Source organism: Spongiibacter marinus (genome assembly GCF_016906995.1).
GTDB classification, from domain to species: Bacteria; Pseudomonadota; Gammaproteobacteria; order Pseudomonadales; family Spongiibacteraceae; genus Spongiibacter; species Spongiibacter marinus.
Window position 1 is genome coordinate 120880 of record NZ_JAFBBD010000006.1, and the last position, 19279, is coordinate 140158.

Here is a 19279-nt window from a genome sequence, read left to right on the forward strand (position 1 = left end):
AGCAACCATGCTGCCCAAGAAACTGAAGAACTTTAACCTGTTTGCCGACGGTGAAAACTTTGTTGGCAAGGTGGACGAAATTACCCTGCCCAACCTTGAGCGCAAGATGGAAGAAATGCGCCCCGGCGGCTTTAACGCCCCGGTCGACAGCGACATGGGTATGAACAAACTCACGTCGTCTTTCCGCCTGCACGAAATGGCCGCCAGTGTGCTTCGCCAGTTCGGTGTAACCACCGTAGACGGCGTGGCCCTGCGCTTTCTGGGCGCCGCTGTGAGCGACGGCGACGCCAGCCGCACCGATGCCATTGAAGTGGTTATGCGCGGGCGCTACAGCGGCCTGGAGCTGCCCAGCGGCTACAAAGCCGGGGAGTCCGGCATGCTCAACTGCACCGCCAGCCTCAGCTACTTCAAATATGTGGTAAACGGCGAAACGCTGATCGAAATCGACGTGATCAACATGATCGAAAACGTGGGCGGCACCGACCGCCTGGCAAGCCAGCGCAATGCGCTGGGTCTATAAACGCGTAACAAGGGGCGACTTATGAAAACGCAAGAAGTAGTACCGGCAGGCGTAGAGCAAGCGCCTGAAGCAGAGCAAAAGCAGACGCTTAATCCCGGCGAGATCCAGCTCAAAAAGCCGATAAAACGAGGCGATCAGGAAATTACCAAACTCACTCTGCGCAAGCCCAATACCGGCGCACTGCGTGGCTGCCGTCTTTCACTGCTGCTGAACGCCGACGTCGACAGCCTGATCACGGTGTTACCGCGCATTACTGATCCCGCACTGACAGAAATGGAAATTACCGACATGGATGTAAAAGACCTGGTGAGCTGCGCAGAAGAGGTGATTGGTTTTTTGAACTGATTGGGCGGTCGGCAGGAATGCCACTGCCCGACCAGGTGGAAGACCCAATGGCAAATATCGCTACCGTCTTCCACTGGCCGCCCTCAGAAATGGCGGCAATGCCCCTGGCCGATCTGGTCATGTGGGAGCAAAAAGCGCGGGACCGATCCGGCAACACTAAACCCAACTGAACCCGGTAACGCACATGAGCAATCTGGACACCGCGCTAACCCTCAAACTGGTCGACCAATGGAGCGGCCCCGCTAAAAAGCTGGCTGGCATCAACAGCGAGCTGGCCCAAAAACTCTCTGCCACCGGTAACGAGCTCAAAAACATTGGCAACCAGCGCAAAGCGGTGGCCCGCCTCAAAGAATATGAATTGGCATCCAGCAAGGCCAAAGAGGCCTCTGCCCAGGCGGCGGAGAAGGTCAAGCAGCTGCGGCTGGCGCGGGAGAAAGAAGCCGATCAGCTGAAAATCACCCAGGCCAATCTGCGAAAATTGCAGGAACTCAAAGCCAGTGGCGTGAAAGTTGATGCCAAAACCATCAATAACCTCAAGCAACAGGCCAAAGAAAATAAAACCCTGATCCGCGAGCATGAGCGCGCAGAAAAGGCGCTGGAGCAAACCACCAAACAGCGCCGCCTGGCGGTGGAGCGTGCCGCCCAACTGCGCAGCAAGCTGAAAGCTGAGGGCATAGAAACCCGTGATTTAACCGCCGCCCAGAATCGCTTGGGCGATGCCTATGCCCGCACCCAATCGCGAATAAAAGCCGTATCTCAAGCCCACGGCCAATTGGCAGCGGCAGAAGCCAAACACAACGAAACCCTGCAGAAAGCCGCGAATACCACCATCGTGGCGGCAGGGATGGACCGTGTTGGCCGGGGCGCGCTGAATTTTCTGCGTGGCCCCACTGATCAGGCCATCGCGTTTGAATCGGCCATGGCCGATGTGAAAAAAGTCGTGGAGTTTGATAACCCCGCCCAGTTTAAAGATTTTGCCGCCACCCTCCTGCAGATGACCCGCAGTATCCCGATTGCCAAAGAGGGGCTGGCCGCCATTGCTGCTCAGGGTGGGCAGCTGGGCGTGGAGCGCAGCGCGTTGCCGGGCTTTGTTGAAACCGCTGCCAAAATGTCCACGGCCTTCGATATGTTGCCCGATCAGGCCGGTGAGTCCATGGCCAAACTGAGCAATGTGTACCAGGTGCCGATCGCTGAAATGGGGCACCTCGGAGACGCAGTAAATCACCTATCTGACAATACCGCGGCTAAAGCCAAAGAGATTGTCGACGTGCTGCTGCGGGTAGGCGGCACCGCCACCCAGTTTGGTCTCACCACAGTGCAAACCGCTGCGCTGGGTGACGCCTTTGTGGCTCTGGGCAAAAAGCCCGAGGTGGCTGGCACTGCCATTAACGCCATGCTCAACAAGCTGCAAACCGCCACCAAGCAGGGGGCCAAGTTCCAAGGCGCGCTGGACGAAATCGGCATCTCTGCTGACACCATGGAATCCATGATTGCCCAGAACGGGCAGGGCGCGCTGGACGAGTTTCTGGCGGCACTCTCACAAATCGACAAACAGGCTCGCGCCGGGGTGCTGACCGACCTGTTTGGCCTTGAATATTCCGATGATATTTCCCTGCTGGCGGGCAATCTGCAGGTGTACAAAAAGGCATTGGATAAAGTAGCCAACAGCGCAGATTTTGCTGGCAGCATGTCCAGAGAGGCGGAAAACCGCGCTGCGACTCGAGAGAGCCAATTAATCCTTCTGCAAAATCGCTGGGATGAATTTCAGACCAAGCTGGGTAATGAGCTGTTACCAGTAATCGATTGGGTTGCTGGTGCGGCTACGCGACTGATAGATGCCCTCGACTGGCTAACCGATAAATTCCCCGGCGCCAGCAAGGTGGCCATGATTTTGGTGGGCGGCCTTGGGGCGCTGGCCTTAGCTGTCGCGCCGGTATTAGTGGCCATTGCCGCCCTTCGGGTGGCCATTTCCGGGCTGGGCGTGAGCGCTAAACGGGCAGCCCTGCAGAATGCGGCCGGGGGGCTCACTGGTCCCGCTGCTGTCGTGGCAGGCGGCACCAAAGGCGGCAAAATTAAAAGCCTGCTGAAGGGGCTAGGCTCGAAGGCCGGGATAATTGGCGCCGGATTAAGCGCCCTGTCCATTGGCAGCACATTAATGAGTGACGATCCCAATATCAACAAAGGGCTGGAGGTCTCCAAAGATCTCGGCGGCATGGGCGGCGCACTGGCTGGCGGTGCGGCCGGTGCCGCACTGGGCTCAGTTGTGCCCATTGTCGGTACCGCCATTGGCGGCCTGGTGGGCGCCATTGCCGGTGGCATGGGCGGCGAGTGGTTTGGCAACAAGGTGGGCGACTGGGTGTTTGGTAACAAGGGCGCTGATGTCGCCAAAGCCAGTGTGCCGGTCAGCAGCGGGGCCCCGGTGGTAGCCGCTGGGGCTGCCGGGGGCCAGAACTACACCGATGCCAGCCAGTACACCATCAACGTGCACCAGCAGCCCGGCGAAAACGCCGATGCCCTGGTGAAAAAGACTATTGATGAAATTGACCGCCGCAAAGCCCGCCGCCGGGGCGGGGCATACGCGGACCACTCGTGAGGGCTAAGCCATGCTGATGTCGCTGGGCTTGTTTGTATTCTCCATAGACTCGCTGGCCTATGACCGGCTGCAACGCAGCACCCAATGGCGCTGGGCGGCCAATAACCGGCTGGGTGAGCGTCCGGCCCACCAATTTACCGGCCCCGGTGAAGACCGCATTACGCTTAGTGGCACGCTGGCCCACGACATTACCGGCGACGGCCAGCGCCTGCAGGATCTGCGCGATCTGGGCGACAGCGGTAAAGCCTGGGTGCTTATGCAGGGCGACGGTGAGCACAAGGGCTTCTGGTTTATCGACTCGGTGGAGGAAAACGCCAGCTATTTTTTCCCCGACGGCACCCCGCGCAAAATTGAATTTACCGTGGTGCTCAATCGCAACAACGACGGCGAAACCGACACCATTGGCACCCTGGCCATGAATGGCACCGGCAACCCTGAAACGGCCCGTACAGCATGACACCCATTGCTGCAATTACTGCCAACGGCGTCGCGCTGGCGAGCGAAGTGCAAAAGCGCATTATCAGCGTGAGTTACCACGACGCCAGCGGCACCACCGCTGACCAGTTGGTGCTGGAGCTGGACGACAGTGACGGTACCCTGAACATTCCCCCAAAGGGCGCGGTACTCAGCCTGCAGTTGGGTTTCCGGGACAAGGCCCTGCACAACAAGGGCACATTTACCGTTGACGATGTGGAGCACGCGGGGCCGCCAGACAAGCTGATTATTACCGCCCGCAGCGCGAACTTCCGCGAAGAGTTCAAGTCCCTGCGCTCTACCCATTGGGAGCCTGGCACTACCTTGGGTGCGCTGGTGGCAACCATTGCCGAGCGCTACAACCTGGCGCCGAAGGTGGCCCCCGATCTGGCCGATGTCGCGCTGGCGCAACTCAACCAAACCGCTGAATCAGACAGCGCCTTTCTCAACCGCATTGGCAAACAGTTTGACGCCGTGGCCACCAGCAAAAATGGCTACCTGTTGTTTTTCCCCAAGGGGCAGGGCGCCACTGCCAGCGGCGCGGCCTTGCCAATGGCCACCATTACCAAAAACCAGACCACAGACCATCGCTACAAAACCGCCGACCGCAACAGCCGCTTCACCGGCGTGACCGCTCGCTGGTACAACAACGACACCGCCCAGACCGAGACCGTGACCGTGGGTGAGGCGGGCTACACCAAACAAATTCGCGACCCATTGCCAGATGGGCAGCAAGCGGGTGAGGCGGCAAAAGCCGAGTGGGCACGTATTCAGCGCGGCGACGCCACCATGAGCATTACCGTGGAGCCAGGCCTCCCCGAGCTGGTAAACGGCCAACCAGTGGCGCTGAGCGGCTGGAAGGGGGATATCGACGCCCACAATTGGGTGATCGAGGACTTAAACCACACCGTCAGCGACGGCGGGTTGGTCACGGCGGTGGAGTTGGTCACGAAGAGGTAGTTTTTGTCAGGATCTTGACCAAAAAAAAGCCCCCTATGTTGGGAGCTTTCGTGAATATTCTATTTCTTTGAGAGCCTTTTATGCCGCAAGTAACTCTTCTTCGGCGGCGACAGTGGAAACAGCCTCGTTCCACATGTTGTCTAGCTCTTCAATAGCCTTAATGGCTTGGTTAAGAAGCTCTATGGTTTCAGCATAGTTACCCATATTTTGCCTCCTTGGCATTTCCCAGTTGACGACAGTGTTATGCTTCCTATCAACCACATGCTTGTGGATAAACTGTGCATAACTTTTTAGTAAGGACTATCTTGCACTATTTCTGCTTAAATTTCAATTTTTCGCAACGTGTAAAAATGACTCATTTTCTAGAGCGTTTACGGCATCTATAAATGCGGCTTCATCATCTTGGTGGATCGCCTGCACTATATTTTGAATGTGCAAAATGTACTGCCTCACGTTCGCTATCTTAATGTGGTCTTCATCAGCTAGCTCAGGCCTATCTACTATTTTTGACAGCACAGGAAGCACAACAGTTTCCAATGAGTCACATATTTTATGAACATCCGGGTCCGGTATGTCCATCAGGGTAAATCCATACGTTCGGGAGTGATGAAGGACTTTGTTACAAAAAAGAACAGTTTTTTCCCATAACTCGTCGGCCAGCTCACTTATTTTATTAGCGTGTTGATCTATTGCGTTCATACCCTTGTCAGTCCTTTGCTGGCAAAAGGTGAAATTTTACTACATGTTTTTAAGCGTGAGCTAGACCCCGTTGTCGATACGTGCTGACCAAGATGCTAGATCAACATAGATCGGAGTATAGCTCTTTCTATTTTTTGTAGCAGAGAGCCATTATTTTGCTGATAGCTTTTGCTTCAGTAGGATAAATTCTGAGTCCATAGTTGATCGCCAATGATTTAAAGCGTCTCGTGTATTCACACCGAAATCCCGCCGCGGGCGGCATCCAATCATCAGGCCCCTTAGCGCCTTTCTCCCGGTTGGCTTCAGCATCCACAGCCAGCAAATTATCCATGTCATTGGCAAAGGCACGCTTCTTTGCCCTTGTCCAACCGCTGGCTCCATGGCCATGCGCCCAGGCCAGTGGCACGATGTGATCAATATCCAGATCAGAGGCTTTATCAAAACGCTGGCCAGTGTAGGGGTCTAGCCACGATCCGTGGCTAACTGAGCAGCCTTTGTTGCGTTTGAACTTGACCGGCACCTGGCTATCACGAATCAGAACCTCAGAACGGGTGTCTTGGCAGTCATTATCTGCATCGATCCAGTGGGGCCAATCTTTCCGGTTGTAGAGAGTAGAAAATTCGCGGCCTTCGCTGACGGCCTCTGTTTGTGCCTTTTCAACTTGTGTCTTCGCGGATGTGCAGGGAGCGCGGTGGCAGTGGTATTCGCCGGTCTGGCGATTGGTGTGACCTCCGTTGCTATCCAAGCCGCCACCGTGGGGAAAGGCGCTGGGTGCAAAAATCAGGAGAGAAACTAAAAGCAGTCTATTTAACATAACTCAAGTGCAGTCCGTGCATGCTCGGTTTCTTACCCTTTTTTTTCTAGCGCCTGGCGCAAGCCTGCGATGTGTAGGGCCATACGTTCGAGGTGGAGGAGGTCGTCTAGGGTCAGGTGGCCATCTTCATAGAGTGATTGAATTCTTAACAACGTCTCTTCCGTTCTATGTGGCTCAGAATCTTCCAGGCGCTTATCTCTAAGCCAAACAGGTGGGTTAAACTCAAACAACTCGCAAATGAGAACTATGTTCTCTGCCGTAATATTCCCTGTCCTTTTCCATTTCGAAACGGCGCTCTCAGTTACCCCCAGTGCTGTGGCAACTTGGACCTGAGACACGCCCGCCTCATTGAAAAAGGTTACAAGCCACTCCGAATTCTCGGCGAGTATGTTGTCGTCTCTGTTACGCATCTTTCCCATAGGTCAAGTTTATACGAAAAATCGTTGACATTTACTGTCCAGTTGGTTCAGTATTCTTTTGAAATATGAACCTTTGGGAAAGTTTATGTCCGCAATTCAACGCGCAATCGAACTCCTCGATAGCCAAAAGTCCCTAGCCGATTTTCTAGGGGTGACAGAGAGCGCCGTTTCGAAATGGAAACGGACAGGTGTTGTTCCTCCACACCGTTGTCGCGCCATAGCTGATGCTACGGATGGTGCTATTTCAGTTCATGACCTGAGGCCTGACATTTTTGGTCCTCCCTCTCCTGTGGAAACTGAATCCTAAATCCAAAGAGTTAGAGCGTCTTGAATATCCGATCACAGACCACCCAGCGAGGCGAAAACCCATGAACCTTACCGATTTTCAGATTGCCGTTTTAGGCGATGACACCAATGAAGTCCATTCCCTGCTTTTAGACATCGACCGCAGAACAGAGCGTGACCGCTACCGTGAAGCTGCTCGACAGTTTGGGTTCGATCTGCTGGAACATCGGGGTAAATGCTATGCAATGAGGCGTGAATTGGCCTCGGTTTTTGGGTACTCGGGTGAATCAGGTCTTCGCATGTTATGCGAAAAGTATGATGTCGAGGGCGTATCTATAGCCACATTCGCACCTGAAGTGCGAATGTGGGCTCAGGAAAACCTTGGTCTCCATAGCCGAGACGGTAAAACCATCTTCCTTTCTTGGGATGGCTTTCTTCTGGCGGGCGCGCGGGGCGATAGCGAAGCTGCCCGCAAGGTTTTCGCCTATCTATTAAAGATGGAGCGCGCCGGTCGGATTGCAGGTGGCGCGATGGATGCCGCAAAAGCCAATGAAGCTCGTTTAAAGCAAGCCGAGCGCGTGGTTAACATCGCAGCAAAGTTTGGCAAGGTGCCGCAACCGCTTCAACAGAAGATCGGGGAATACCTAGACAACATCCTTGATATAACCCTTGGCCAATCCGGGCAGCTCACCCTTTTTTCCAATAAAGAAGACAAGTAGAGGGGCTGCCAGTGGGTGTTTTTGCCTGTTCAAAAGCTAAGCCCAAGGGGGTGATATCACCCCTTGGGGCCGCAATTCTCTTGCGTAACTGCCTGTTTTTGCACTCCAAGGGGGGGATATCCCCCACTAAAACCGCCGTTTTTGTTCTCGCCGGGGGTCTTAAGACCCGGTTGAAGAATCCGCCCATGCACTCCGAGTTGCTGGTTCTGAAACCTATGAGACGTTGGTGTTGCAAACATCAACACGGAAGGAAGTAAGCATGGAAATTAATCACACGCAAAATCGCCTCGCACTGATTCGTCGTTATCTGGATAGGTGGGCTTCAAGCCCACGCCATAACCGCCAGTTAGTGGCAGAGATCGTGGTGGAGAAGTTCGACCAGCTTGGCTTGAAAGAGCAACTGGCGGGCACTGGTGTGGAGTTTTCGCACGGCGATGATGCGGTTGGGGATATGCGCGCTCACGCCCAAAAGCTGTGGCGCTGGCTGGGAGCCTATGAGGAGGCCAAGCCTGCCCCGGATAAGCTTTGGTATTTAGAGCAGGCCATTGTGGCAGCAATGCCGCAGGATCTTCGTCTTCAGTACTTGCGGCATGTGTACGCGGCCTCTGGTATTTCCGTTTCTCACCAATTCGAGAGTAATGCAGCTGCATTGACGCTGGATCACTTGATTAAAGAGCAGGCGGATGCTGCCTGCTCACTGGTGTCCCTTATGGATGGCGTCGACCCCGGCGAGTTGGATAAAGCAGATAAAGAGCTGCACGAAGCCCTGTCGGCCACCGTTAGCGCCATCAACTACGTTAAAGCGCTGCGCGCAGGGGGTGCAGAATGAGCCGCCTTGTGCCATGCCCCCATTGCCTTTCTGACTCTTACATTCGTGACAGCGAGCAAATGACCCGGCTCACTCGTGAGCTGACGCTGATCTGTAAGAACCCTGTTTGCGGCCACACTTGGGTGGCCCATTTAACGGCCACCCGGACGCTGTCTGAGTCGGCCACGCCAGACCCCTCCATTCACCTCCCGGTGACCAAGGGCCTTTTCTCCAAAAACTAACACAGGTGCGACCATGAGCAATGTATTGCCGTTTAACCCTGATAACACCATCAGCAACGCTGCCCTGAGCTACATGTTGAAACACCGCAGCCAGCATCTGACCAGCCGCCAAGGCAACGAGGCGCTGCTGTCGCGCTGCCAGGCGCACCTGATGATGACGTTTGATATCACCGCCGACCGCGCCCAGAAAGAAGCGGCATTGGCGCTGGCAGAGGCCAGCCACAGTGGTGAGGTGTGGATTGATGTGGACGCCACCTGTGCGTTTTACACCACGCTGCGCACCAAGGATGGCCGCCAGATTATTGTGAGTGCAGACCAGATTCTGCACGCGATTACCGACTTCTTTTCTCTCCAATAACGAGGCCCCCACATGAACGTGACTGTGAACGCACAGGGACTGGCTGCCGCCCTGAAAAACAATCTGGCGCAAAAGCGAAGCACCTTGAACATCCTTGAGCATGTGCTGTTGATCGCTACGGAATCGCCCGCTGAGCTGCGGGTGATCAGCCGGGATTTCTCTCAAGAGATCGAGGTGGTGATTGCCGCTGAGCGTGTTGAGCAGGCGGGGAGTGTTACTTGTCATGCCGAGAAGTTGCAGGCGGCTGTCACGGGGCTGGCTGGGCCTGCCACCTTGAGCACCACGGGCAGCCCCGGCAGCGAACAGTTTAAAACCGTGTTGCAGCAAGGCCGTCGGCGCTTTCAGATTTTGTCGATGCCGGCAGATATTTTCCCCAAAGGGAAGGAGATGGGCCAGGCGAAATCGCCTGCGTTAGACCCCCAGGAATTAGCCAAAGCCATTGCGACGGTGCAGTACGCGGTGGCAGTTCATGACGCGCGCCCCGCGCTGCTGGGGGTTCACCTGAATGAGCATGACGTGGTTGCAACGGATGGTCACCGGGCCGCTTGCGCGTTGATCGATGCCGATTTTCGGCCTATTACGATTCCCCGCGATAGCCTCAAAAACCTGATTGCGGCGCTGATGGAAGAGGGCGCAGAGCTCCGCTATAGCGATAGTGCCATTGAAGTAGTCCACGCCTGCGGCCGCTACCGGTCGCAGCTGCTTGATGCCAAATACGTGGATTACAAACGAGTGATGCGCATTCCTGCAAACGGCGTGACCGCCACCCTGGACGCGGCGCATATCGCACCTGCGTTGAGCCGTCTGCGCAGCTTTGTGCCGGTAGGCACCCAGATGCTTGGCTGCGAAATCAATGAAAACCTGCTGTCGCTGACGGCGGGCACAGAGAGCGACACCAAGGACGAAGCTGAGGCGCAATGCAGCGGAAGCTGGCCGAAGGTGCACCTGAATCTGAGTTACCTGAACGATGCCATGAATACCATTAAAGGTGAGTTTACCTGGCAGAACTCTGGTGCTCACGAAACGCAATTTATGTGGACCGGCAATCAGGATGTGGTCCACATCATCATGCCGATGCGTGTTTAGTCGTCCTCACCGAATCAACTACCAAAACGGAGAAAGCATCATGAATGACGCGATGTTGAGAAACCTGACCCTGGATGAATTGGAATGCCACCTACGCGTGACTGAGCAGGATAGCCCGGCCCATATCGCGGTTTGCATGAAACTCGATGCGCTGGATTTACCGGACACCCGGCATGAGCAAGCGGTTAACAGCCTTACGGGAATGAAAGCAGACGCGAACAACATCGCCAAGGCGCTGGAAAGTATCTCTATCTCTATCCGTGATCAGCTTGGCGACGTATTCGACGACACAGAAAAGCTCAGCGCGAATATAGACGCGATTAAGCACAGCCTGCGATTTTAAGGGGCCACCATGATCCCAGCGGTACATAACGATATCACCCAGCGCCTGCTGCGGGATTATCAGTTCAAGGAGCGCAGCGGCTGGCTGCGCTCCGGTGTTTGCCCCAGCTGCGGCAAGAAGGAGCTGTACACCAAAGCGGAAAGCCCTTGGGTGATTCGCTGCGGCCGGGAAAATAACTGCGCCTGGTCCGGCCACATTAAAGAGCTGTACCCCGATGCGTTTGAGAAATTCAACGAGCGCTACCAGCCCACGGACGATAACCCCCGAGCCACCGCCGACGCGTACTTAATGCAGGCCAGGGGCTTTGATATTACCCGCATTGCGGGCTGGTATGAGCAGGACCGCTGGTGGAGCCCCAACGTGATCGGCAAGCAGTCGGGCACGGCCACGGTGCGCTTTATGATTGCCGATGGCATCTACTTTGACCGCTTCGTTGAAGAACTGTGGGTTAACGACAACGGCGAGAAGAAGAAGCGCAAGGCCTCATTCAAGGGCGATTATAAGGGCCTGGCCTGGTTCCCTCCGGGGCAGGAAATCGCCCACGGCAACGAGGTGTTTATTGTTGAGGGTATTCTGGATGCGATTGCCCTTTACCTGAACGGTTACAAGGCCTGCGCCATACTCGGTTGCACCAATTTCCCCTCGGCGTTTTTCGACGAGCACAAGCATAAAGACGTGCGCTGGGTGTGGGCGCTGGATGGCGACGTGGCAGGCCGTAAGTGGACCCTGCGCCACCATACTCGCCTGGCTGAAACCAACGAGCGGTCTACCGCCGTGACCATCCCCCAAAACAGCAAGGGCAAAGACGACTGGAACGACCTGCACATGCAGGCCCGCCTTACTGAGAAGGATATGGCGCGGTATCGCTACCACGGCAGCCTGCTGGTTGCCGCCAGTGCCAGCGAAAAAGCCCTGCTGATGTACAACCACCACCAGCGGCAGGAGTTTAATTTTGAGTTTCGCAGCCGGGTGTACTGGTTTGCGCTCAACCTGGACAAGTTCAACAAGGCCTATAACAGCCTGAGCGATGCCGATGAGGGGATGACTGAGCGGGAAATGCGCGACAAGGCGCTGGAGCTGAGCAACACGATTTGCGAGATCGCCAACTGCCACTTTCAGTTTTTGTATTTTCAGGCCAATACCATCACCGATGAGAGCTGGTATTACGCCCGCATTACCTTTCCCCACGGTGGGCCAGCCGTTAAAAACACCTTTACCGGGGGCCAGCTTTCCAGTGCCAGTGAGTTTAAAAAACGCCTGCTATCGGTCGCGGCGGGCAGTGTGTTTACCGGCACCAGTCAGCAGCTGGACACGATTGCCAAGGACCAGCTTTTCAATATTAAAACCGTCAATACCATCGACTTTTTGGGCTACAGCAAAGAGTTTGGCATTTACGTTTATAACGATGTGGCGGTGAAAGATGGGCGCCTGATCGGTATCAACGATGAGGACTATTTCGACGCGGGCAAACTGGCGATCAAGAGCCTGAACCAATCCGTTCACCTGGCGATTGCGAAAAACGCCGATAACTACCGCACCGACTGGGTACACCACATTCATGTGTGTTTTGGCGAAAAGGGCCTGGTGGCGCTGGCCTTCTGGTTTGGTGCTTTATTTGCCGAGCAGATCCGCGATACCCAAAAAAGCTACCCATTCTGCGAAATCATCGGCGAGCCCGGCGCGGGTAAAACCACCCTCATTGAGTTTTTGTGGAAGACCTTTGGTCGGCGCGATTACGAAGGCTTTGACCCCAGCAAGTCTACGGCAGCCGCCCGTGCGCGGAATATGGGGCAGGTGTCCAATATGCCGGTGGTGCTGATTGAGGGCGACCGCGACGAAGATACCGCCCACGGCAAAAAGTTTGACTGGGACGAGCTGAAAACGGCCTACAACGGGCGGTCGGTGCGCAGCCGGGGAATGAAGAACAGTGGCAACGAGACCTACGAGCCGCCGTTTCGTGGCGCGGTTGCCATCAGCCAGAACGCTGCTGTACAGGCCAGTGAGGCGGTGCTGCAGCGGATTGTGCACCTACGCTTTACCCGCGCCGCGCACAACGACGACAGCAAGCGGATGGCCCATGAGCTGGAGCACATGCCCTTGGAGCATGTGAGCAGCTTTGTGCTCGAGTCGGTAAAAAAAGAGGCCGAGATTATGGCCCTGATTACCGAAAAAACCCCCGAATTTGAGCAGCGCCTGATGGCCCAGCCCGGCATTAAGAACGTGCGGATTGCGAAGAACCACGGGCAACTGTGTGCCCTGGTAAGTGCCTTGGCGCTGGTGTTGCCCCTCAGTAAAGAGCAGGTGAAGGCGACCCAGCGGGAGCTGCTGAACATGGCGGTGGAGCGCCAGAAGGCGATTAGTGCTGATCATCCGGTGGTGCAGGAGTTTTGGGAACAATACGAATTTCTGAATGGTGACGACAACGATCCCAAGCTCAACCACAGCAAAAATAAAGATCGAATCGCCATCAACCTCAACCACTTTGTGGAGCGCGCCGTGGAGCACCGCCAGCAGGTGCCGCCCATGACCGATCTGAAGCGCCTGCTTAAAGGCAGCCGCCGTCACAAATACCTCGATACCAAGGTGGTTAATTCTGGCATTCACCTGAACGGCACCGAGGGAAAGTCGGTGCGCTGCTGGATTTTTGAAAACAAGGAGAGACCCGCGTGAGTGAATTTACCGAAGACCCCGGCATGGCCAGCTATGAGGAGCTGGTGGCCGGTGGTAATGCACTGGCCATGGCGCTGCTGGATGTGTTGCTACAAGTGCACCGTGAAGATGAGTCTAACAAGCTGATTGTGCGCGCTGCCAAGCCGCTCAGCGAATGGAAAGCGATCTATGACCGCACCGGCTTTGCCAAACGTCCGCACCTGCCGGCAGGTGCCACCCATGACCGCTGAGAAAATGCTACCCGCCGCCATGATGGTGTTGCAACTGGGCGCTGCCGCGCCCTACCTGATGGGGGGCGACTGGAGAAAAGGGCTCTATTGGCTGTTTGCCGCAGGGCTCACCTACGTGGTCACGTTTTAGTGGCCCAAAACTAAGGAAGGAGAACCACCATGTTGATATTAACCCGACGGATAGGCGAGACCCTGATTTGCGACGACAACGGCAAGCTGGTCGAAGTGACTGTGCTGGGCGTGAAGGGCAACCAGGTGCGGCTTGGCATTGTTGCTGAAAAGGATGTGGGCGTGGACCGCGAGGAGATTTACCAGCGCAAGCAGGCCCAGAAACAAGCACCTGACATCATGACCGACCGGCGCAAGCACCTCTCCGCCATTTAACGAAGGTGGCACCGGAGAGCGGCAACTCCCCGGTGCCTACTGACCACAACAGGGGCATGACCATGCACAAAACGGGAGGTCAGAACGGAAAGAAGGGCGGGGCACTGTCGCGCCGTGCGGCCATGCTGTGCCAGGCGCCGGAGTTTCGGCTTTGGCTGGACCGTATGCGCAACGCCAAATACCCGATCGACATTCCCGACGGCACCCACACCGAAGAAGACGCCCGCGACTTCTTTCTGGATGCCTGCGGCATAGAAAGCCGCGCCGAACTGGACCACAAACCCGAGGCGGCGGCGATGTTTCAGAAGATTTGTAAAAGCTATTCCCGTTATCAAGCGAGGTGAACCATGAAAAACGAACGTATCCATATTTCAATCGGCTTCGGCGATGCAATATTGCCGGTGGTGAAATGCGAAGATGGGCATGACCGAGTGCCCCTTAAACCGATATGCGATCAGATCGGTATCCAGTGGAAAAGACAAAATTGCTTAACGACTCATATCTGACCGAGCGGTTTGGGATGACTTTGGGGGTACCCCGGTACCCCCAAATGGACGAGAAACCTGTTGAAAGAGAGCAATATCTTATCCGATTAGACCGTGTCACTTCGTTTTTGAACACATTAAGTCCCCGAAATATCAATGCTCAGGGCAATCTGGAATCTGCAGAGTGGCTTAAATCTAAACATGAGGAATGGGACGGCGCGCTCCATGCCTATGAAACTCAGGGCATCGCCGTAAAAGCCGGAAATGGTTCCAGCATTGTTAACGTGCTCGCCAAAATCGATGGTATTAAAAATCCCAAGCTCAGGCAGGTCGCTATTGAGAAAGCCAACGCGGCCTATGGCCTGGATATTCCTGTGGTAACCCAGCTCGGGTTCGGGGAGTAGGTGCTTGGTGCGTATGCGAGAAGGTCAGTGGTCCCTGCTTTGGGTGAGACTATCACTCGAAGCAGGGAGGGGGGCGTCAATGCGCTACAGCGTGGTTGTCCTGCTTTGCTATAGGTGTGGCAACGACTTTAAGGCCAACGCCCATCGCCCCCAATACCTTACTGATGGTTTCAAATTGTGGTTTAGCGCCGACTCGCAATGCTTTATACAAACTTTCACGTCCGAGGCCGCTGGCCTGGGCGATCTGAGTCATTCCACGAGCTTTGGCAACATAGCCGACAGCTCGGATCAGCTCGTTGGTATCCCCGTCTTCCAGAACCATCGAAAGGTATTCTGCAATATCCTCTTCGCTGCGAAGCTGTTCGGCCATATCAAATTCAGTCAGGTCGCTTACTTTAATTTTGTCATTCATGGTTCAATCCTCCAGCTGTTCAGCCAGTTTTTTAGCGGCGTCGATATCGGCCTGTTGGCTCGATTTATCTCCACCGCCGAGCATTACAATCAGTGTTTCGCCGCGCTCTACAAAGTACATTCGCCAACCGGGGCCAAAGAACTCGCGCATTTCAAAAACGCCGTCGCCCACGGAGCTGGTGTCACCCAACAAGCCCCTAGAGGCTTTTTCCAAGCGACGAGACAAACGCAGTCGAGTTGTACTGTCTTTCAGGCCGTTAAGCCAGTCGTCGAATTCATCCAGGCGCTTTATTGTGTACATGCGGCTAGTGTATCCGTTTGGATACGATTGTCAAACATTGGTTCAACAGCATGCAATTTGACAATTCTAAATAATTATCCATACACTATCCCCGTTGCGGCAAAATCCGCAGCCGGGATTGGCGTCCCGATTCGAGCAAGAGCGCAATGGCGCTCATCCGAAGCGCTTTTTTTGTGCCCGCAGTTTATGGCGGGTGTCATGGGGGCGACTTCGGTCGCGCCGGTTCTCTTGCCCGGTAACGCCAACCCTGTGACGCCCGCCACCCTATTAATTGGCGTTAATGGTGGCGGTTCTCTGACTCAGCAAGAGGCTACTGCCATGAAAAACCCTACCCAAAATCCGTCCGGATTCAACGCAGATCACCTGGATACTGTCCGCGAGCAAGGCTCAGTTGCCGTCAATCTGACGTCAACTGAAGTCAATCTGACTCCGCTTGAACCCGCTTCAGTTGACCTCAGCCTGAGGTCAACTGCCGTCAATTTGACGGCGGTTGACCATTCAGTCGATATCAATCTGATATCGGTTGAACCTTCTGCGACTGACCTCACCGAGGATTCAGTTGGGGTCAAATTGACCCCAACTGATACCAGTTTGGTATCGACTGAGCGCGAACCATCCTTACTTTCCATTCCCGGCCTGAGCGTAAGCTGTTTGGCATCGGCTTTTCTCTACCTGCATGTAGCCCTGGACAGCGCTATTGACTCGGTCAATGAGCGCCTGATCGACAACAGCGATCTTCCCAATGTGATGGCCCACCATATCGACGAGGTGCGCGCCGTTCTGCAACTGACGCCTTACTGTTACCTGAGCAAGCAACTGAAAGCGCTGCTGTGGTGCCTGGGCCGCCAGGCCGACCTCATGCCGGAGGGCGAGCTGGACAAAAAGGCCATGGTCACCAACCTGCACCGGGTGCAAATGAATGTGTGGCGCTGGGAAGCCAAAACCCAGCAAAGCGCGGTAGTAGGGGAGGCGGCATAATGACTCAACATACCCCCATGCCCTTTCACTGGGGCCAGATCGAACTGACTCAGGCCGTATTTATCGATGGCATTCCTCATGCCACCAAAACCGCGATCGGTGAGTGGCTGGAATATGCCGAGCCGCGCAGGTGCATCAACAATATCTTAGACCGAAATTTGCACATCAATCATTACTCAGTTGACATCAAGTTGATGTCAACTGACGGCAAAAATTACGACACCAAGGTGTATCACCCCATTGGGTTTTTGCTGTTGGTGATGGAGTCCGGTCAGCCAAAAGCCCAGGCGATGAAGGTGGCGGTGGCCGAGTTTGTGTGGCATTTCGCCGGGCCAGTTAACATCAGCGACAAGGAGAGGAATGGCTACATCCGGGAGATTGAGCGGCTGACCGATAAACTGGCTGTCTGCCGGGATGCGATGGTGTACAAGCAGACCTGGATTACCCTGCAGCACTATTGCCGCCTGGCTGCCTGGCCAATGCCAGAGCTGCCGTTGCTGGGCAAAGAACCTCAGCAGATGGTGCTGGAGGTGCTGCCATGAGCAAGGCCAATATCAGCATCAATCGGGATGTGTTCACTTGCCCACAGTGCACCTCACCGGCGGTTATCACCCGCTTTAAAAAGCAGACGCGCTGCAATACCGAGGTGTCGTTGGTTTGTAATAGCCCACGGTGCTATTTCCAGTGGGTTTGTCAGATAACGGCGGTGAGGGCATTGTCGGTGGCGAGGTCGCCGCATCCAGAGGTGCGACTTGCTTCAGTTGGGTGACAGCGTAACAGGAGGGTGGGCGCGGCGGTTTGCCGCGCTCTTTTTAAGCCTTGCTATTCATATTCACAGAGAACATGGTCGCTTCTACCGTAACTGCTTTTTTGCAGCAGTTTTGGTTCAACCGATCCGAAGCAGCCGAACTGATTCCATGCCTTTTCACATAAGCCTTTTTGTTCATCATCAAAGGCATTCGAGATTCCTGCCATACAAACACCGTTGTATTTTGAATCCCGCCCTCGGAGAGGACCGCCTACTTTGGCTTCTAGCTTTTTCTCTGTATCAACTCTCATGGAGATGCCATCGCATAGGGCCATCGCTTGCAGGGCATAGCAAAAATTCTCCACGAGGTCAGCGTTTTCATCCGCTTGTGAGTAGGCGGGGAGCCAGATCAGTATGGCAATCAATAGCTTTTTCATCGTCAAATTCCTTTTGTGATTTAAGTTTCTTGACCCCCCATAGCCGTCTGGAAGAGCCTGCAGACCTTTTTGAAAGTAGGGCGATAGTAAATGGCTAAGGGTTGGGAAGTCCACGGTGGGATGCTGCGGGTCTATTTTTACTACAAGGGGGATAAGTGCCGGGAGCCATTGAACCTGCCGCCCACGGATCAAAACAAGGCGTATGCTGAGGGCCTGGTGGCCACCATTAAGCATGAGATTCGGCAGGGCATTTTTGACTATGCCAGCCGATTTCCCAATTCGCCGCGGTTGAAGCAAAACACCTTCGGCCACTACCTGGATATTTTCTATGAGATCAAAGCGCGCAAGGTGGCGGCGCTGACGCTGGAGAATTACCAGCGCTGGGGAAGAGGCTATATTCGCCCGCAATGGGGCCATAGGCTGGTGGAGGATATCGACACCATCGACATCGAGAAGTGGATCAGCGCGTCCCTTGACTCGCTTGCCAGCAAAAGCATCAAAGAGATTCTGCAGATAATGTCTCAGGTGTTTGACCTTTACGGCACCCGCCACCGCGTTCACTACAATCCCACAAAGCCAATCCGGGTGGCGTTGCCTGACTCTGAAGATCCGGATGTGTTCACGCGCCGGGAAATTAACCTGATTCTCAATACGCCCACTGAGCGTGAATCTGAGCGCAACATGACGGAGTTTTGGCTGTGGTCCGGCCCGCGCACCGCAGAGCTGATTGCGATGAGCTGGGATTATATCGACCTCGACGCCGGTATTGCCCGGTATGAAATGGGCGTGGTTGAAGGGCAGTACAAGGCGACCAAGACGCGGCGTTCAAAGCGCACGGTGGAACTGTTGAAGCCGGCTGTTGACGCGTTGCGCCGGCAGAAGGCGATTACCGGCGACCTGGAGCCGATCACGGTTGAGATGACCGACAGGGATAACCGCACTATCCGCAAAGTGAAATTCCGGCCGGTATGGGTAAGCACCGGTACCGGCGAGCCGTTCATCCACATTAAGAGTTATCGGGAATATTGGTGGACCAATCACCTGGAGGCGGCAGGGGTTCGCTACCGGGGGCCAAGCCAGTGCCGCCACACCTTCATTAGCCAGATGCTAACGGTGGGCATGCCCATCAACTGGATTATTGCGCAGGTAGGCCACACATCCGAAGCCATGATCCGGAAGCACTACGGCAAATTCATTCAGGAAGACCAGCCGATCAACTTCTCGCAACTGGCCAACGCCAAGTTGGGGTTTACTGGGCAAGAAGAATAACAAAGCCCCGGATTCACAAGCAGAAAAGGCCGGTAATTCGGCCTGCCTTCCCACTTCGTCAGTCCCAGAACGGTCCCAAAATCGTCCCATTCCAAACTGCCAGTCTCGGAAAGCCCCGTATGACGCGGGTTTAAATGGCGGAGGGGCAGGGATTCGAACCCTGGGACGGTCGCCCGTCGCCGGTTTTCAAGACCGGTGCTTTCGACCACTCAGCCACCCCTCCGGAGAAGCCCGAGATTATACCTAGGTTTGTTTCTGAAACAAGCGTATTTCTAAAAAAGACTTATAAATCAGATG

The 19279-nt window shown here is 55.0% G+C and carries 29 protein-coding genes and 1 tRNA gene; 22 read left to right on the forward strand and 8 right to left on the reverse strand.

The features are described 5' to 3' along the window. Positions 1 to 7: 7 nt before the first annotated feature. Genes HNR64_RS10620 through HNR64_RS10645 form a run of 6 tightly spaced genes read left to right on the forward strand, consistent with a single transcriptional unit; the run spans position 8 to position 4892 of the window. A complete protein-coding gene (locus HNR64_RS10620) occupies positions 8 to 520 on the forward strand; it encodes a phage major tail tube protein (RefSeq protein WP_204996457.1) in 513 nt (170 codons plus the stop codon). A 21-nt stretch (positions 521 to 541) separates the two neighbouring features. Beyond that, on the forward strand, positions 542 to 865 hold the full coding sequence (locus HNR64_RS10625; RefSeq protein ID WP_204996458.1) for a phage tail assembly protein: 324 nt from the start codon (positions 542 to 544) through the stop codon (positions 863 to 865). 17 nt (positions 866 to 882) lie between these two features. Next, entirely contained in the window at positions 883 to 1035 is a 153-nt protein-coding gene (locus HNR64_RS10630; RefSeq protein WP_239547781.1) for a GpE family phage tail protein, read from the forward strand. Between the two features lie 14 nt (positions 1036 to 1049). After that, positions 1050 to 3458: a phage tail tape measure protein gene (locus HNR64_RS10635; protein WP_204996459.1), complete on the forward strand. Its 2409-nt coding sequence runs from the start codon at positions 1050 to 1052 to the stop codon at positions 3456 to 3458. 10 nt (positions 3459 to 3468) lie between these two features. Further along, positions 3469 to 3915, forward strand: coding sequence for a phage tail protein (locus HNR64_RS10640; RefSeq protein ID WP_022957268.1), 447 nt, complete (start codon positions 3469 to 3471; stop codon positions 3913 to 3915). Then, positions 3912 to 4892 (forward strand): contractile injection system protein, VgrG/Pvc8 family, encoded by a 981-nt coding sequence (locus HNR64_RS10645; RefSeq protein WP_204996460.1) that lies wholly within the window; start codon positions 3912 to 3914, stop codon positions 4890 to 4892. The genes HNR64_RS10640 and HNR64_RS10645 overlap by 4 nt, the downstream gene beginning before the upstream one ends. Positions 4893 to 4970: 78 nt before the next feature. Here the strand turns inward: HNR64_RS10645 and HNR64_RS17375 are convergent, their stop codons facing one another. The 4 genes from HNR64_RS17375 to HNR64_RS17540 all read right to left on the reverse strand — a co-directional run bounded on the left by HNR64_RS17375 (position 4971) and on the right by HNR64_RS17540 (position 6824). Beyond that, complete coding sequence (locus tag HNR64_RS17375; RefSeq protein ID WP_022957266.1) at positions 4971 to 5096, reverse strand: hypothetical protein; 126 nt, start codon at positions 5094 to 5096, stop codon at positions 4971 to 4973. A gap of 123 nt (positions 5097 to 5219) precedes the next feature. Further along, positions 5220 to 5591 (reverse strand): hypothetical protein, encoded by a 372-nt coding sequence (locus HNR64_RS10650; RefSeq protein WP_022957265.1) that lies wholly within the window; start codon positions 5589 to 5591, stop codon positions 5220 to 5222. A 127-nt stretch (positions 5592 to 5718) separates the two neighbouring features. Further along, complete coding sequence (locus tag HNR64_RS17165) at positions 5719 to 6405, reverse strand: HNH endonuclease (protein WP_239547782.1); 687 nt, start codon at positions 6403 to 6405, stop codon at positions 5719 to 5721. Between the two features lie 32 nt (positions 6406 to 6437). Next, complete coding sequence (locus HNR64_RS17540; RefSeq protein WP_420853747.1) at positions 6438 to 6824, reverse strand: helix-turn-helix domain-containing protein; 387 nt, start codon at positions 6822 to 6824, stop codon at positions 6438 to 6440. 85 nt (positions 6825 to 6909) lie between these two features. On the opposite strand from HNR64_RS17540, the gene HNR64_RS17545 reads away from it, so the two are divergent. From HNR64_RS17545 to HNR64_RS10730, 13 genes are all read left to right on the forward strand, one after another. Beyond that, positions 6910 to 7131, forward strand: coding sequence for a transcriptional regulator (locus tag HNR64_RS17545; RefSeq protein ID WP_204996462.1), 222 nt, complete (start codon positions 6910 to 6912; stop codon positions 7129 to 7131). Positions 7132 to 7192: 61 nt separating this feature from the next. Further along, complete coding sequence (locus tag HNR64_RS10675) at positions 7193 to 7828, forward strand: hypothetical protein (RefSeq protein WP_204996463.1); 636 nt, start codon at positions 7193 to 7195, stop codon at positions 7826 to 7828. Between the two features lie 259 nt (positions 7829 to 8087). Then, positions 8088 to 8657, forward strand: coding sequence for a hypothetical protein (locus tag HNR64_RS10680; RefSeq protein WP_022957259.1), 570 nt, complete (start codon positions 8088 to 8090; stop codon positions 8655 to 8657). Next, a complete protein-coding gene (locus HNR64_RS17550; RefSeq protein ID WP_157581074.1) occupies positions 8654 to 8878 on the forward strand; it encodes an Ogr/Delta-like zinc finger protein in 225 nt (74 codons plus the stop codon). The genes HNR64_RS10680 and HNR64_RS17550 overlap by 4 nt, the downstream gene beginning before the upstream one ends. Positions 8879 to 8891: 13 nt before the next feature. After that, entirely contained in the window at positions 8892 to 9236 is a 345-nt protein-coding gene (locus HNR64_RS10690; RefSeq protein ID WP_204996464.1) for a hypothetical protein, read from the forward strand. Positions 9237 to 9248: 12 nt separating this feature from the next. Continuing rightward, positions 9249 to 10322, forward strand: a complete 1074-nt coding sequence (locus HNR64_RS10695; RefSeq protein ID WP_204996465.1) for a DNA polymerase III subunit beta — start codon at positions 9249 to 9251, stop codon at positions 10320 to 10322. Positions 10323 to 10362: 40 nt separating this feature from the next. Further along, the gene (locus HNR64_RS10700) at positions 10363 to 10665 is read left to right on the forward strand and encodes a hypothetical protein (protein WP_204996466.1); all 303 of its coding nucleotides are present in this window, start codon (positions 10363 to 10365) and stop codon (positions 10663 to 10665) included. A 9-nt stretch (positions 10666 to 10674) separates the two neighbouring features. After that, positions 10675 to 13335, forward strand: a complete 2661-nt coding sequence (locus HNR64_RS10705) for a toprim domain-containing protein (protein WP_204996467.1) — start codon at positions 10675 to 10677, stop codon at positions 13333 to 13335. Next, the gene (locus HNR64_RS10710; protein ID WP_204996468.1) at positions 13332 to 13565 is read left to right on the forward strand and encodes a hypothetical protein; all 234 of its coding nucleotides are present in this window, start codon (positions 13332 to 13334) and stop codon (positions 13563 to 13565) included. Before HNR64_RS10705 ends, HNR64_RS10710 begins: the two co-directional genes overlap by 4 nt. Then, on the forward strand, positions 13555 to 13695 hold the full coding sequence (locus HNR64_RS10715; protein ID WP_204996469.1) for a hypothetical protein: 141 nt from the start codon (positions 13555 to 13557) through the stop codon (positions 13693 to 13695). The genes HNR64_RS10710 and HNR64_RS10715 overlap by 11 nt, the downstream gene beginning before the upstream one ends. Before the next feature lie 29 nt (positions 13696 to 13724). Next, positions 13725 to 13949, forward strand: a complete 225-nt coding sequence (gene csrA / locus HNR64_RS10720) for a carbon storage regulator CsrA (RefSeq protein WP_204996470.1) — start codon at positions 13725 to 13727, stop codon at positions 13947 to 13949. A 62-nt stretch (positions 13950 to 14011) separates the two neighbouring features. Further along, entirely contained in the window at positions 14012 to 14293 is a 282-nt protein-coding gene (locus tag HNR64_RS10725) for a hypothetical protein (RefSeq protein WP_204996471.1), read from the forward strand. A gap of 206 nt (positions 14294 to 14499) precedes the next feature. Next, entirely contained in the window at positions 14500 to 14838 is a 339-nt protein-coding gene (locus HNR64_RS10730) for a hypothetical protein (RefSeq protein ID WP_204996472.1), read from the forward strand. Positions 14839 to 14914: 76 nt separating this feature from the next. Here HNR64_RS10730 and HNR64_RS10735 read toward each other — a convergent pair whose 3' ends face one another. Together HNR64_RS10735 and HNR64_RS10740 are read right to left on the reverse strand one after the other, a co-directional pair. After that, complete coding sequence (locus tag HNR64_RS10735; protein WP_204996473.1) at positions 14915 to 15250, reverse strand: addiction module antidote protein; 336 nt, start codon at positions 15248 to 15250, stop codon at positions 14915 to 14917. Between the two features lie 3 nt (positions 15251 to 15253). Then, complete coding sequence (locus HNR64_RS10740; RefSeq protein ID WP_022957249.1) at positions 15254 to 15550, reverse strand: type II toxin-antitoxin system RelE/ParE family toxin; 297 nt, start codon at positions 15548 to 15550, stop codon at positions 15254 to 15256. Between the two features lie 27 nt (positions 15551 to 15577). Between HNR64_RS10740 and HNR64_RS10745 the strand changes: the two genes are divergently transcribed. After that, the gene (locus tag HNR64_RS10745) at positions 15578 to 16528 is read left to right on the forward strand and encodes a hypothetical protein (protein ID WP_204996474.1); all 951 of its coding nucleotides are present in this window, start codon (positions 15578 to 15580) and stop codon (positions 16526 to 16528) included. After that, the gene (locus HNR64_RS10750) at positions 16528 to 17070 is read left to right on the forward strand and encodes a BRO-N domain-containing protein (RefSeq protein ID WP_022957247.1); all 543 of its coding nucleotides are present in this window, start codon (positions 16528 to 16530) and stop codon (positions 17068 to 17070) included. The genes HNR64_RS10745 and HNR64_RS10750 overlap by 1 nt, the downstream gene beginning before the upstream one ends. Before the next feature lie 280 nt (positions 17071 to 17350). Here the strand turns inward: HNR64_RS10750 and HNR64_RS10755 are convergent, their stop codons facing one another. Then, on the reverse strand, positions 17351 to 17713 hold the full coding sequence (locus HNR64_RS10755; protein WP_204996475.1) for a hypothetical protein: 363 nt from the start codon (positions 17711 to 17713) through the stop codon (positions 17351 to 17353). Positions 17714 to 17803: 90 nt separating this feature from the next. On the opposite strand from HNR64_RS10755, the gene HNR64_RS10760 reads away from it, so the two are divergent. Then, positions 17804 to 18982, forward strand: coding sequence for an Arm DNA-binding domain-containing protein (locus tag HNR64_RS10760; RefSeq protein WP_022957245.1), 1179 nt, complete (start codon positions 17804 to 17806; stop codon positions 18980 to 18982). 135 nt (positions 18983 to 19117) lie between these two features. Here the strand turns inward: HNR64_RS10760 and HNR64_RS10765 are convergent. After that, a tRNA-Ser gene (locus HNR64_RS10765) sits at positions 19118 to 19205 on the reverse strand. Positions 19206 to 19279 lie beyond the last annotated feature (74 nt).